The sequence below is a fragment of the Robertmurraya massiliosenegalensis JC6 genome (assembly GCF_000311725.1).
GTDB lineage: Bacteria > Bacillota > Bacilli > Bacillales > Cytobacillaceae > Robertmurraya > Robertmurraya massiliosenegalensis.
In genome coordinates, this window is sequence record NZ_HE978512.1 from 1 (window position 1) to 15,372 (window position 15,372).

Here is a 15,372-nt window from a genome sequence, read left to right on the forward strand (position 1 = left end):
CCTGACATCTTTATGACTTAACTATTTTTAAAAATAGAGACATAACAATTAAAATTATTGCATTAACCCTATTGCTTTGTAATATAAATAGGTCTAGGCTTAATCCTAGACCTTTCCTTTATTCAATTACTTTACTTCAGGTAGACTTCGATTTACTTTAAGATTAATTGTTTTTTTCAACTTCAACCTGCAATTTACTTACAACTGAGTCCCAAAGCTTAGAGTCTTCTTTTGAGACGACACTTCCCTCTCTAGTTGCTAAATCAAGTTCTTCATTTCCCTTTAAAAATATAATATATTCCTTTCCAACTTCTATACTTGAAGGTAAAGAGAGTGGAAACTTCTTATTAATCTCGCCCTTATATTCATCTAATATTTCTACATTTACATTCTTAACATATTTATTTTCAGCAATTATTTCTCTTGGAATAATATGCAAAATGTGCCCAGATACATTGATTAACTCTTCTACACTATTAGTTTTTTCAATAATATTTTTTTCTGGTACACTTTTTACTTTGACATTAGGTGAACTGGCTATAAATTTCTCTAATTCATTTTTACTTCGTCCTTTAATGAATTTTTTACTATCTTTAGTTTCTACTATCTTTCCGTTACTCACTTCAAATGCATGAGTTCTAATTACGTTATAAACTGGTCTAGGATACAATTCATCTTCCCAATATTCTAAGAAAAGTAGATACTCTTTTCCAACCTCTAAAAAATCTTCATATTCATATACATCAATGTAATCTGACTCTGTTTTTCCTTTAAGTTCCTTTGTAATAAGCACATTTATTTTTTTCGTTGTTCCATCAAAATCCTCTATGCTTTCAACTTTTCCATATACAATGTTATGTGACAATTCTATTAACTGGTCCAAAGCTTCTATTTCAAAAGCATTTTGGGTTTCTATTTTTGAATCACTATGTTCCATAATTGCAGAAGATCGACTTAAGTTACAACCAGTAATTAATAGCAAAGAAAAAAGCAAAACTATCAGGAATAGGATACTTTTTTTCATACATCTCACCCCTTATTGAATTTGATTTAAATGAACTTTATCATTCGAAGTCAATGTAGTAATTTCAGTTGCTGCTCCATACATAACAGTCTTACTGTTTGAGGAATGACCGAAATATCCTAGCGCATGCCCAAGTTCATGTGTTGTGGTATTTTTATAAGCAGCAGCTGTTCTATTACCAGTTACTAAATAAACGTATACTGGACCACCTATTTTCTTACCTGATTTAGGATACTTACCCTGATAATACCAGTAGCTTTCTGAGAACTCAGTTGCTGGTGATCGTTTAGTTAGTCCTGTATCTCCAGTTTGTATGCCAACTTCAATTTTTTTAATAGAATTATAGGTTCCTGAACGAACTCTAATATGAGAACTATTAAAATCACTTGTATAAGAATTCGGGACCCCTGCGTTATTCCATTGAGATCTAGCATGAGTGACATGGCCATCCAGTGTAAGTTGGGTCATACTACTATCCAACGTGCCGTACCAAACTTTTGGTGTAGTTCCCCATCTTCCTATTTCAGAAGAGTTTGTATACCAATTTTGTATGTTGCCTAATCCTGCAGCAAATACATTTCCAACACTTATCACTAATAATAACAGTGATATAACTAGTACCTTTTTCTTCAAATCCGTGCCATCCCAAATTATTAATTTAGTTACATTTCTTTGTTGATATTAAAAATTTTCAATGCAAACTATGTGCAACTGAATTAATTATAACATTATTTTATATTTTTGGATATATTTGTATTTTCTAAAAAATAAGTCTATTAAAACATACCCAAATCAGATAGAGCTATAATGTTATATCTATGGAACATTTAAAAAGACCTCTACAAGTTGTCTTTTTTAGAACTTATTCAATTACCATATTAAACCGTTATTTTCTTACATTTTCTGTGTTGAAGTTCTGCTTCATGTATGGCCAACGTAGGCTATTCTTCATAAAGGAAAATAGCCTTTCACTTGTTCTGCAAAAGTTTGTAGAAAGTCATTATTTGCCACTTAAATTATTACGTTGCTATTAAATAAATAAAAAATGATTTCCCAGTAATCAAAGAAATCATTCCATTTGTTGTATTTGACAATGTTTCTATAAAAATATGATCTTAGGAATAGAATTATTTTTTCAACTTTTAATAGTTTACATGGTTTCTATACCTTTCTCAGATTAGCCAACCTTCACACTGATTGTATAATCTACAAATCTCTTATCCATCAAATATTTTATCACTTATTAAAGAGGTCATGCTAATAGTCAAATTTCCTCATCTCAATTCCTAGTTATTCTAATATCTTTCTCCTAGGTTCAATAAATCCTGGGCAAATACTAAAATCTATATATTTTTCTATCTGGATTACCCTAGGATAAATATCATTCCTAAAAGACTAGTAATAACTTCCTTTAAAACCTTACATCTTTCTCGATATGTGCGCTCACTCTTTCTTCTTGAAGCAACAACATTTGCTTCTTTTATTGAATTAAATATTTCTGGGAAAAATTTAGTAAAGTGTTGTGATTTTCCTAACTCTTTTAATATATCTTTTATATATATTGGTTCATCTGAAATTGAATGTAATATTGCTAGTAATTTTTCTTCAATTTCTTTATAATCATCTGTTTCAAACTTTTTATATTGGGGAAGGCTTTGCTTTGCTTTTTTAGTTCGTTGTTTCATCAAATACTTGTTTTTCTCTATAATTTCATCAGTCAAATTTTTAAATCTCTTTGTCAAAAATTGAGAAGATACTCCTAAACTACTTGCAATAATATTAATCGGAGTCAATTCATTTGAATGATCAATCTTTTTTCAAAACTACAATTTATTCATGCTAGTATATAATCTCGAAATAAAAAGTGGTTATAGTCGAAATATAAATAAATCAAAAACTCTCGCGATATTTTAAAGCATAAGTTTGTCACCTTTACTCTTAAAGCAAAAGTATGTCACCGTGACATTTTTATGGTTTAAGTCACACAAGCTGTGATTTTACCCATATTTCTGCCAAAAATTTAACCATATCTCTGCCAACCCTTGATATCAATAGAATATTATATACTCAAACTAAAGAATATAATAGAAAACCAAATAAAATTGCAATTTTTTATATTGTAGCTTCAGATAATGCAATATTTTTGGCATTGATATAGTTAAAAATTATACTTTTGGCATTTATATAGTTAAATACTTTTTAAATATATTGGAAAATACTTTTTGAATATTACCTATTTGATTTCAATTTTTGTATGAGGCCCCTTTTTTCTCACCACTCCCTTTTCTTTACATATTTCATTTAATAATACTCTGTTCGAATGGTTCCAAAAGTATGACGTCTTTCCCAATTTCCTTTCCACACTTTTTTGTGAAGGATATACGCCGTTCTCTAGCAAATGAGTTACAGCCTCACTTATTGCTTTCTTTTTCTCCTTTTTATTTTCACTCATATAGTTCTTATAATTTTTTATTATGATATTACATTCGTTAGGTAGTTTTGTTTTTAAAGTCCTAGAATTTTTATAACCAAACGACCTAGCAACCTTTGCTAAGGATGGTGGTGGGTTATCTTTATCATAAATAATTTCTATAATCTCTTTACGCAATTCGTCTATGTCATATTTTTTATGTGATTTATACCTTAAGTTATTGTCATAAATAAACTCAGGGAGCTGTCTAAGGCAAATATCCAACTCAATCTCCATCAGTAAAAATTTCTTCAATTTTATACCTGTTACATAGCTAATTTTTAATAATGAAATTAGGCCAATCCTTTGTTTCCCCTTGTCCCAGTTATAATATAATCTATTTGGTATTCTAACTAAATTAAAGAACTTTGTTTTATATATGGAGTACTTTTCAAAAACTTCATCAAAAATCTTATTGAAAAACTTATTAACATTATCTTCATAATTAACCCAAGTCTTCTTAATCCTATCCCTTTCATAGTTATTCAGAAGAAGTAAATCTATTATATTTTCAATTATCCATTGCTGCCATTGTAAATATTCCTTTGAAACTTCAATAGTTTTATCATTCTTTGTGTAGCCTAGCCATGAACCACACTTATAACAATATCCTATTGTTCCATTTCTGGATAAGTGATACTGCTCTGTGTTACACGATAGACAACTACAAATTAATTTACAATTATGTACATGACAAATTTCAACAATATCCAATACCCACAATAACTTGTCAAATATCGGTAGTTTTCTATCTTTTGTTTCTTGATAGCAATGGGGACACCAATACTTACTCGAACTAACTTCATAGTTAGATAGAAAAGTACTAAAATCTAACAGTGTATGTCCTTCCAATGTGCTAACAGTTGTTAACTCCTTTAATGCACTAACTAACTCCCATGCTCCTTGATGAAAATTATTGAAGGAACTGGATTTCTTAGGAACCAATCCGTCGCGGGGAAAAGTTTCCTTACCCAAATACGGGTAGATGATCTTCCGGAAAAATACTCCTGCGTTCAGATTGTGAGCATTTATCAATCTAGTTAAGTAGCTAGTTAAACTCTCAGCATCTGCCGTACCAGTACCAATTGGAGATATGTTATATAGAACGCTTCTAGATGGCAATTCTGGCAGTGTAGTGTTAATGGTCTTCCCCTCCCTTTCCAAATTGTCAATAATATTTTCTAGTATATAAATAAAACCCCAAGTTTATGGGGCTTACTTACAAATATCTTTTGGTTTAAAGTGCTTCATTGATTTCATTCACACCGACATGGTCCCTTTGGGCTTTTCTTTCACCAGGTTTCTTATTTTTCTTATTTTCCCCCTCCGTTTTTACTTCATCTTCATCTGTTCCATAGGATTCAGTCTCTTCAATAAGCCCAAGTTGTCTATATAGCTCTTCTTCTTGATTTACGGATTTTTCGTATTTCTTCTCTCCTTCAGTAGCCTCTTTAAGTAATTTAATGCTTCTTCCTGGCGTAAGTTCATGACACTTAAAATCCTCAATTTCTAGCGTTTTCTTACTTGGATTGTTTCTTGTAGAGGTCTGGTACGTTGAATATAACCAATCCTTTAAGATTCCGATACATCCTATAGAACGGCTATAGAAATAATCCCAATTAGTAATTAAATCTGGTTCTTCTTCTAACGGCAAGTGTTGTTGAAAGGCTAATAATACATTTATAAAAGACTTTAATTCATCTTTATTTTTTGCATTATACCTTTTTATATGAACATCTTTACCTCTCCTTATTGTCTGGCCATTCAAATCTCTATAAGTAATTAAATCATAGTTGCCAGATAAAACTATTGGAACGTTTGTCATATTAGCAAGTGACTTCAAGATATTTATCTGATTTCTAAGTTTTCTACTATTTGTTGTCATGCTAATATGCTGAGCTTCATCAATAAAAAAAGCTATTGGTTTTCTAAAAATCAATACATTTTCTAATGACCGTCTAAGTGCAGCCTTGCCATCATTTTTTAATTCTCTGTTTTCCACTTTTTCCTCAATGCTTATCTTATAATCGATTAAGGGTTCCTCAGCCATTACCAAACATCTGTAATAAAAATCTTTCCAATCAAAACTTCCGCTATCTGGTGGTACAGCCTCAACAGTCAACGTTGGAAATAATCCCCTATTATTTATGTAGGTTTCAATATTATCCTCTATCAATTTTTCCTGTACTTTTTCAATTAACTTTGTTTTCCCTACCCCAGAAGTTCCATAAACTAGGATAATGGAATTTTTACTACCATTATTTATTCTATCTAACAAACCCTCATAAGCCTCTTCAAATGCAGGATGAGAAACAGTGTACTTTCTAAAGTACTCATGCCTATCAGATAAAGACTTTTCTAAAAGTTCCCTTGGAAATTGCTGTACCATGTTATAACTCCTTGTATATCATAAACGAATTCTGTTCTTTCATTTCGTCAAGTATACTCTTAAATAAAGGTTTCTCATTTGGCTTTACGGCTTCCAATTGAGTCTCATGCTTTCTTTCTTTTGTCCCTTTTTTTTGAACAGATTTACTACTTTTTAATTCTTTAGTATTTGATTTTCCTCCATCTATTACAGTTAGAGAGTTCTTTACAGCCTTATCTCTTAATCGCTGTTTCATTAGAACTTCATGCTCTTCTACACTTTCCATAAAATCAACAATCTGAGAACTAGAAATATCTTTCTTCAATCCGAGTAATTTCTTTCTTTTTCTCAATTCTGACGTAACCATTTTAATTTCTTTTTCAGTGCGATTTTCTAATACTGCATAATGTTCTGAAGTTAACTCCGCCCAGTAATTATTAATATAAGCATACGCAATTCCCATATTAAAAGGATCATATCTAACAGGAATTGATTTACCTTCTACGTCTGGATGAAGGAGAATCTCAGAATAATAATAAAAATAGTTAATTTTTACACCTTGACCAGCAATAACCTTAGCCGTTCCTTTTCTTGTTGAAGGTAAAGTTAGCATTTTGAATATTTCGTCATATCTAATAAACGTATTCTTTCGTAGACCAGTTTTTGCTATTCTTTTCACATACGTTTCTCTAGGACTTTCACCAATTGTACTATGTGGGGTATTATCATAAACTTCGTAATACCATCTTTCTAGCATAAAGTTTAAATCTTCTAAAGTCCAAATTGCATGATTTATTGGATTTACCTCTTTTGTAACTTGTCTAAAGTTTTTCATTATTTTCGTATTTCCTAACAAGTTATGGATAAACATTTCATTTGTTATCCCAAAGTGTCTTTCACAAACAGTTCCAAAACGTGGTTTAGCTCCAGGTCTCACTTTCTTCCTCTTACCATACCTTGCAAGTAAAGTATCAAAATATACACTTTGAAAGTCCTTACCTCCATCTACAACTATGGTATCAGGTAGTCTAGAATGCCTCTTTACACATTCCCTCATGACCATCATACAAGACCTATAACTAGGAGGATCATATGTCAAATAATAGGCCATTATTCTTCTTGAAAATGCGTCTATCATTATACTTACCCAAGGTTTTCCAAGGTTTTCTCCTGTTTCTGAACAAATTAATTGTATATCCAGTTCTGTATGATCTATATGGCATATTTCAAATGGTCGATCTCCATGCCTTGGGGTAGTCATACTCAATTCATAATATACTGGTTCAGTTTTGTATGCTGCTTTTGGCCCCTGCTTCTTTAGTGTCTTAATATGAGTAGAACGTTTGTCCACTTCCTCTAAAAAGGTGTTAAAGCTTGGAACAGAATATCCTTTGTTCTTACACTCCTGTTTAAAAGTTCTATAAACTGTAAATGCTTTCTTTTGTATAATAGTTTCGTAATCATTAATAATGTAATCTTTCATTAAATCAATTACTTCTTGTTGAAAACGACGTACCCTATTTCCTTGATTCTTTCTGTTAGAGATCAGGCCCACATATCCATTCCCATAAAGGTTTTCCGCGTCACGGTACTTTTTAAGCCAGTCTCTTATAGTCCTTTCTTTTGGTTCAAAGTCAGAGTAATTTCCACCGTTTAACATACCTTGCACAACATAGTATCTCTTATTGGCTTCTTCTAAATCTTTTTCATTTGCACTCTTAATAATTTTGTTAATTTCTAGTTCCTTCTCAGTTTCAATGTGTCCGCTTATTCCTTTTATTGAACCATCTTTGATTAAATTTTCAAAAACTAATCTAGGCAATTCGGATACTTCTTCATTATTATTTAATAATGTCAAGACATTTTCACCAACATTAATTATCGTACAAACATTACCATCCCAATTGACCTTTCTACCTATTTGAATATCAACATTACTTGGCTTTAGTAATATAGGTTTAAAAGCTACTTCAAGATTTTGATAGGCATCAAAGGTTTGCTTATTTAAGAAGATAGGAAATTTATCAAAATCAATAATCAAATAATTATTAATATCTACGTAAATTTCATTGATAGCCATTAGAGAATAAATATCATCAGCAGAAAAAGATGCCTGATCTTTTAGTAAATCTTCTAACATAATAGATGGCTTATTATTTATTAATTTTTTTATTATTGATGTAGCCTCAGTAGATACATAAGGAATTTCATCTAACAGATAGTCCTCTAAAAATCTTATATTTCTTTGATAAATCCAGTTGATACTCTTTGATGATCTTATTCTGAAGGAAAGACCAAATTTTTTTGGCATATTCCTCTGCAGGAGGGCATCTCCATTCTCCATTCTCGTCCAAGCAGTATCGATTTGAATTCTTTTGGGATAATTTTATTAACTCATCCTCGGTTTTCCATTCCTCCCATCCTATCCAGTCCTTTTCAATGGTAAAAAAATCAGGAGTATAAATATGACCCACAGTTTTTTTCTTTGAATTTTTGGGTAAATCATACTTTATAGTAAAGGAAGGTGGTTGATCGTAGTATTCAAGAACATTAGGATCATGCTCTTTCTCGTAAATGCCTGCTAATTCTAATTTATGACTTTCAAACTGTATAGTGACTCCCATTTTTTTGCTAGGGTAGAATCCATAGACATTTTTTCCATTGCTTTTAACTTTTCTTGATGGTTGGGATTTCCTTACATTTCCAATGATTTTAAAGGCTTCATTACTAATGTTATTCTGTTTCAAACATTCTTCAAAAAGTACATTATCCATCATGTTCACCACCATGAGAATTTGGATATTGAATCCTTAGGACATCTTTCAACACAGACTGCTATATTCCCTTTTTTTAAGATGGATTTTTTGAATTTTTATAATTTTCTATATTTAACCTTTTTATCTAATAAGATTATTTAAGCTCTATTATTCACAAATATGATTAGATTCCTCTTTCCTTTTGTACACAAAATACTACATTTTAGTATTTTAGCTACAATTTGTATTTGATATGTCAGTAATTTAATCGAGGGAAATTTTTAAATACTCGTTTTTTAATTCAATCCATTTCTCTCTTAAAAAACTTTCTTTCACAAAATACTTATGCTTAAGCAACTCCTCAACTACTCTTCTGCTCGGATATTCTCCACTGTTAATCAGCTCGGAGACTATACTTTCTAACCTTATATTAATTTCTTGTTGCCTTTGCATTTTCTGATGCTCCAAATAGTACCTATGATTTTCTACAATTATTTTGCTCTCTACTGGGAACTTGCTATAAAGTAATTTTCTATCGCAGCCTATTATTTCAGCAACCCTCTTCAAAGAATCTGCTCCATCGTTCTTAATCCTATCATCCAAGATTTCCTTAATCTCTTTATAATCAAATTTAAATCTAGACTTTGGAATAACTACTGGGGATTTAGTGTCTAATATTATCTCAGATGGAATCTCTTCAATTCCTAAAAACTCCAAGACAGATAGTTTCAACATTAAACAAACTCTAATTATATTTGGAAGAGGTGCTAAGTTAATACCCTTGATCCAATACCTTAATGTTGTTTCTGGTGTAGATAATAGTTTTGACATTTTCCCAATATTTCCGTCAAAGAATATTTTAGATATCTTTTGAAATGAATCGGCTATTACATTTTTGTTGAATTTTAAGGGTTCATTTTTTGAGCTATAGGAAATCATTTGTCCAACTAGAGTAGATTCTTGTATTTCCACCTGACTAGGTTCAATACTAGAAAAACTTCCATCTCCTAACCAGGCGTAACAATACTGACAATATCCTGGTTTTGTCTTCCTTGAAAGAATCTTTAGTGTCTTTGAACAATTATGACACCTGGATTCAAGGTATACTTTGTGTTTGGGGCAACAAAGGACAGTCTTTATACACCATAATAATTGGTCATATATAATTTCATTTTTTTTCATTTTTTCATCCAAACATAAAGTACACCAAGCTTTATGGTCTTTCATTAATCCTCTTGTAGGTAAAGTATTTGACCAGAACACAAGCGTCATTTTTCGTATATCGTCTCTTAGATTTAGTAATTGAACGACATTAATAAAGTCATTTGCAAGAGTACCGATTCCATTTATTCCGGTAGCAGAATCAAAAAATCCATTTCCACCTCTTTTTGCTATTTCAGTAATATAATACTTATCTAAATATGGAGATAGTAATTTTGATACAAAGTTTCCAGTTGTAAGACAATGGTACAATGACAGACGGGAAATATAACTAGTGAGAGATTCAGCATAAAAAGTTCCTAATCCTATTGGTTCGATGTTATATAAAGTTGTTCTGGATTCCATCTGACCTCCATCAAACTTTTTTGACCTTCAGTTATTAATTTATAAACTCTCCATTTTAATAAGTAATTATTAAACTTATAGAAATTCCTTTTATTTTCTTTAATAAAAACGCTTCATCATGGAGGGATTGATACTTTTAATAACCCGTTTCACACAGTTCTAAATAGTAAAACTCGAGCGAATTATTGATGACATAAAATTATCTGAGTGACCCAAATAGCATCTGAAATGAGAAAAATATGAGGAGTAATTAAAAAACAAAGATGAAATAATAGCCACATTAAGAAGGTTTATCATATAAAGAATGGTTGTGCATAACCTATTAACTTTAGCTATATTTAGCTATAATTAAAAAATAAGTAGGAATTAGAAAGTAAGGTGAGAAAAATGAACACAGAAGTAAAGAGTCAAAAAAGTTTCATCGAACTGATTAGAGAAATTGATAAAATACCATTAATTGTTTACCACCCATGGAATTTGAATAATTGTTTTATATTTTAAAGATAATCATAAGTTCTACAGAGAGTTAGAATTCATTGACAGAAAAAATGCTATATCAACTTTCGAAACAGCTAAAAAGACTCGTCCAAATGACGAGTCTTTTATTCTCTAATACTTGATCTTGCTCTCCGTTTTTTTCCATTAAGCCCCTTAATAAATAAAAAATAGTTAATCATTTGCAACGTTTGTTTACAGCCACAAGAATATACCACTTCTGCCATGTTTTCCCCAGCGATTAAGGAAGGCACCCATTATTTGTGACCTTCATCTAGAATGAAACAATTTCTGCTAAATTAACTAACACACTTTACTGGAAAATATCTTCCCCTTTTTAAAGTGAATTGCATCCTCTTATTAACAAGGCATCTGTTAATCATAGTCCTGATTTTATAGGGGGAAAGTAAATAACAAAGAGCCAAAATATACATTTTAATGCATAAAATAATGTATATTCTGGCTCATCTTAGATATTAGAGTTGTTGAACTAACGCACCCGTTTGTTTAAGTGAAATATTTCACAAAGTCAAAAAAAGTATAAAAGTAAAAATAGGTATTACCCCTTTGAAGTAATATCCATTACCTAATGTAGTTTTTTTATTTATTAATTCCCACTAAAACATTCACAAAGGAAGATTTAGTTGCCACGAAACTCCGAAGCGGTCATTTATCCAACCAAACTTTTTACTGAAACCATAATCGCCTAATGGCATAAGTGCTTGTCTTCCTTCACCCAGTTTTTCATAAAGATTGTCAAGTTCTTCTTCAGTATTACAAGTAACAAAGATTGAAAAAGATGGTGTAAAAGTGAATTGACCTCTATCTTGAAGGAAAAGTTGTTCGAGCAAGCAACTTGCATCGAGAATTACTACCAATATTTGAGGGACTCTTTATTACAACTAACCCTGCTCCTATAAAATACGCTTTGAGAGTAACAGGAATTCCAGTAGGAACAGTAAGATTACCACTAGTCCAAGTAAATGAAAATGAGAGAGATATGATTAATTCCCTCTTAGAGGAATTTCAAGAATACTTGATAAAGAAAAAGTAGCTTTCTATTCGAAACAAGGGTTGCCTTTATAGGCAACCCTTATCATTATGTGAATACCTTTAATAGTCACCCCTTTGTTAGGTTCCAAATATCTCTTAGTACGGGCATCTCTTCAAATTCTTTCTCCTTTACTAACTCCCACTTAATTCCTTTAGGCTTTTCATAAGGAGTATTTGTTTTGATTAATTCTGTTTCGGTTGCGATCCAATCAACAGATAAATCATATGGATCAATAGGGATATCTTTATTAGTCAATTGGGTACTATGAACCGTGCCTATGACTGGTACAGGAGGATTTCCTAGTTCTCTTATAATAGCATACTCCCTATCAGCATATCCTTCTCCTTTACCTATCCGCCTACCATCCCGATGCAAAGCAACAGAACCAACTATAATTAAATCGATTTGTGGCATTTCCGATAAAGGAATTTCTTTTCCGTATGATTTAATATGAGATAGACTTGCAGCTTTACGTTCTTCTCCTTCTGGTACCCACTCAGGCTTTACAATAATAAACCCAGCCCTAAGCCTAGGGGTAGGAACCAGTAATGTCTTCCTATCTCTTAAAATTTGTGCCCTAATTGGAAGCTGTGGTGCATCTGGATTAACCTTAATGACATGAGCTTTTCTGTATTCAGACATGGTTGTAACAAATTGAGCAGCTTTTTCTGATCCTTTAAAATTAGGAATTCGATTTCGTAAAGGGAATGGAAAACGGCCAAGTTTTCTTTCCGTTAGAAGCTCCCATATTTCCTCACGTATTTCTTGTTTCGATAACATCTATGATCTTCTCCCTACACTTTTTAACTCTTTATACTAATTATTTCCAACAGTTTCATAATATTACTTACTATATCGCAGTTTATTTAATCTGTTTCATTCTTATAATATTGAGCCATGTACTTTTTTGTCTCAACAGCAGCATAGGCTTGATCCTCTCTATACCAATCAAGAAAGACTTTAGCAATCAATATGCCATAGATTATTTCTTGTATGCCTTTCATGATAATCCCACCTAATTGCTGATCTTGAATTAGACCCAAAGGATTAAATAATTCAATCAATTCTGGTCCTAAAACTCCTAAGTTTGAAATTGATGATGGTGAAGCACATAAAGAAAGAGCATTAACCCAGGATTCCGGCTCCGAATAGGTGCTATATAAAGGAGTACTGGAAAATATTATTAGGGCACATGCAGGAAGCATTAGTGCACCATTGGCAAACATATAGCCTGTCTTCAAAAGTCCTGACATATCGTAACCCTTCTTATAGACGCCTAAAATTGGCCAATACATAAAAGTGGCTAAAACAAACAGTATTGAATGGATTGATGTGTGATACATTGTACTTGTCTTAGAAAAATCTAGGATCATTGGTATATGGTACAAAGAAAAAGCTACATTAAAAAATAACATAGCAGCAATAGGTCTAGTAAATAATTTGAGAACTACTTTCAAAAAAGGTCTATTCAATATAGTTTGCCAAAACCAAAATGGTATCCCTTTTATAAAAAGTATTGGCAGGACCAGAAGTAAGAAACCCATTTGAACCATGTGAAATGTCAACATCATATGACTCAGTAAATCAATAGGGGAACCTTTAATAATATACAAGATAATCAAGAAAGTAATAAAAGACAAAACCTGGCTTTTTTGTACCGGAGTACTCCTCTTAAAAAGAAGTCTATATTTAATTGTTAAAAAGTAATAACCAATAAATACAATTATGAGACTTAAACCAAAAAAGGGACTCCATAATGAAGGAAAATCAAACAGATAGAATATAGACAAAATATCAACCCTTCTTACATTTTTTTAACCTTAGAATATTCCTTCCTCCACTCATAATCTCATACTGATAAAATTTTTAGAAAAATATAAAAGAGCCAGTAAAATGGCTCCAAATACAATTATGCCTTATGAAAGAAGCATCCTATTCCTTTTTCCATTATCTTGCATTTTTATGATTAATCACTCTGGAGAATTTTTGTGTCATAGTTAACTATTTAAAAATTCTTCATCAGCTCTCTCACACCCCTTAATTATTGCATGTGTTGCCCAAATACTCAAAATACAATAACCAAAAGCAAATAGATATGCAAAGAACATTCAAATCCCCCCTTATTTAATAAAAACTTCAAAGCTAGTTTTTTACTATATGTCGTTTAAACTAAATTGGGGTATGATAATTCTATTCCACCAGGAATAAGCCCTCTTTATATCTAAAAATATATTAGAACAGTATCTTTTTCTAATAGGGTGTTTATTCAATGGTATCTTGGTGTAAATAGAAAGCCCCCCCTTCTATAATAAGAAAAACAGCGGAAAATGAACCATCCAACTCCTAGGTATTTTCACCATCCACTTAAAATTGAGACAGTTTCACTTTTGCTATATAAATAATAGCTATAGATAAATGCTAATACGGAATCGAGCAGAAAACTGAGTTCTTAATTCTATCTTAAATAGAATTAGGAACTCAGTTTGAAAATTCCCTTAAAACTAAATATCCCTTATTTATGTGAGTTCTCTCCTTAATTATCAGTAAAATAATAGCTCTAATTGCTTCACTGTAGGACTCAAATTTTGTAAAAAATATGATTTTCTCAACCTTCTAAATGAATCATTTCCATTGAGATAAGCTTTTCCTCCAGAATAGAGCATGTCTACATGAACTACTCTTGGTGTCAACTTAGCTATTTCTAATCGAGTTAATAAGACATCTTTTAGGATAATACTTAGATCAGAGACCTTAGCATGTTTATATGTTGTGTCACGAATGGACTCAATGTCTTTAATCAATTCATCTGGTTGAGGTTCGAGATGTTTATAAACTTCAACATCGTTAGGATGGAAATTTAAAATTGTTTTTATAGAAGCCTTTGAAACTCCTAACCCTAAAGGTATTTGGTAGAGTGCTAAAACAGGAAGGACTTGCTTTATAAATTCGTCTGCCTCTTTAGTAATAATCCACTTGTCTGGCACAAACACATTGTGAAAGTTACAAGAGTATGTTGCACTACCATTTAATCCAACAAAATGCGTTTTTCTTTCCATGACAAGACCATCTAACTTTACAGGAATTATACTTACTACTCGTTGTCTATGACTCACAGAAGCAAGAATAACTATCCAATGATTGTTTCCCAAATTTGAGACATTCGTTAAACTACCTGATATTTTATACCCACCAGCTATTCTCTCAGCTTTTAGGCGAACAGGTTCTAAACCTGCATAATATTTTAATGCGTTAGACAATCCTGTTCCACCGAACGCTTCACCCCTTTCCAATATAGGTAAAAGCTCGTTCTTAATATAAGGATTGTTGCTCAGCCTTACAGAAGCTAAAGTTGCCAAATGACACCACAGTAAAAAGGCAGACGTCATACAATATTCTGCGGTTTCTTCTATTAAAGTAATTTCTTTTAGACGTATAGGGGTTTCTTTTTTAGTTACTGAAGTGAAATATCCAGACAGTCCGATTTCTTTCATAAACTCTACCGGATAAAAGGCCTCTTCATCTATTTTTCTGACAAATGGTAATAGTTTTTCATTGATTATTTGAATTACTTTATTATCTTTCGAAACAAATTCCATTTTTCTGTTCTCCTATCCTACATCTGAATTACTAAAGAACTAG

General features: G+C 31.6%; 12 protein-coding genes and 1 pseudogene. 1 reads left to right on the forward strand and 12 read right to left on the reverse strand.

Translation table 11 applies throughout. The annotated features are described in order from the left end of the window. Positions 1–163 precede the first annotated feature (163 nt). The 9 genes and pseudogenes from BMSHG_RS06205 to BMSHG_RS25830 form a co-directional block, all read right to left on the reverse strand. Entirely contained in the window at positions 164–1,024 is an 861-nt protein-coding gene (locus tag BMSHG_RS06205) for a hypothetical protein (RefSeq protein WP_019153575.1), read from the reverse strand. Between the two features lie 12 nt (positions 1,025–1,036). Next, positions 1,037–1,657 (reverse strand): zinc metalloprotease, encoded by a 621-nt coding sequence (locus BMSHG_RS06210; RefSeq protein ID WP_019153576.1) that lies wholly within the window; start codon positions 1,655–1,657, stop codon positions 1,037–1,039. A gap of 731 nt (positions 1,658–2,388) precedes the next feature. Further along, entirely contained in the window at positions 2,389–2,745 is a 357-nt protein-coding gene (locus tag BMSHG_RS06215) for a hypothetical protein (protein WP_148346869.1), read from the reverse strand. Between the two features lie 512 nt (positions 2,746–3,257). Beyond that, entirely contained in the window at positions 3,258–4,658 is a 1,401-nt protein-coding gene (locus BMSHG_RS06220; RefSeq protein ID WP_026073348.1) for a TniQ family protein, read from the reverse strand. Positions 4,659–4,731: 73 nt separating this feature from the next. Next, a complete protein-coding gene (locus BMSHG_RS06225; RefSeq protein WP_019153579.1) occupies positions 4,732–5,883 on the reverse strand; it encodes an ATP-binding protein in 1,152 nt (383 codons plus the stop codon). A gap of 1 nt (position 5,884) precedes the next feature. Then, a complete protein-coding gene (locus BMSHG_RS25820) occupies positions 5,885–8,173 on the reverse strand; it encodes a Mu transposase C-terminal domain-containing protein (protein WP_161601765.1) in 2,289 nt (762 codons plus the stop codon). Next, entirely contained in the window at positions 8,070–8,639 is a 570-nt protein-coding gene (locus BMSHG_RS27030; RefSeq protein ID WP_187371857.1) for a TnsA endonuclease N-terminal domain-containing protein, read from the reverse strand. The genes BMSHG_RS25820 and BMSHG_RS27030 overlap by 104 nt, the downstream gene beginning before the upstream one ends. A 243-nt stretch (positions 8,640–8,882) precedes the next feature. Continuing rightward, the gene (locus BMSHG_RS27035; RefSeq protein WP_019153580.1) at positions 8,883–10,184 is read right to left on the reverse strand and encodes a TniQ family protein; all 1,302 of its coding nucleotides are present in this window, start codon (positions 10,182–10,184) and stop codon (positions 8,883–8,885) included. Positions 10,185–11,305: 1,121 nt separating this feature from the next. Then, a pseudogene (locus BMSHG_RS25830) lies at positions 11,306–11,497 on the reverse strand (VOC family protein); the annotation flags it as partial. A 38-nt stretch (positions 11,498–11,535) separates the two neighbouring features. On the opposite strand from BMSHG_RS25830, the gene BMSHG_RS27400 reads away from it, so the two are divergent. Next, on the forward strand, positions 11,536–11,733 hold the full coding sequence (locus BMSHG_RS27400) for a dihydrodipicolinate synthase family protein (protein WP_235776334.1): 198 nt from the start codon (positions 11,536–11,538) through the stop codon (positions 11,731–11,733). A gap of 66 nt (positions 11,734–11,799) precedes the next feature. On the opposite strand, the gene BMSHG_RS06255 is transcribed toward BMSHG_RS27400, so the two are convergent. The 3 genes from BMSHG_RS06255 to BMSHG_RS06270 all read right to left on the reverse strand — a co-directional run bounded on the left by BMSHG_RS06255 (position 11,800) and on the right by BMSHG_RS06270 (position 15,329). Then, on the reverse strand, positions 11,800–12,513 hold the full coding sequence (locus BMSHG_RS06255) for a 5-formyltetrahydrofolate cyclo-ligase (RefSeq protein ID WP_019153582.1): 714 nt from the start codon (positions 12,511–12,513) through the stop codon (positions 11,800–11,802). 86 nt (positions 12,514–12,599) lie between these two features. After that, positions 12,600–13,523 carry a cytochrome c oxidase assembly factor CtaG gene (gene ctaG, locus BMSHG_RS06260; protein WP_019153583.1) on the reverse strand — a complete coding sequence of 308 codons (924 nt, stop codon included), beginning with the start codon at positions 13,521–13,523 and terminating at the stop codon, positions 12,600–12,602. 750 nt (positions 13,524–14,273) lie between these two features. Continuing rightward, a complete protein-coding gene (locus BMSHG_RS06270; RefSeq protein WP_019153585.1) occupies positions 14,274–15,329 on the reverse strand; it encodes an acyl-CoA dehydrogenase family protein in 1,056 nt (351 codons plus the stop codon). Between the last annotated feature and the right edge of the window lie 43 nt (positions 15,330–15,372).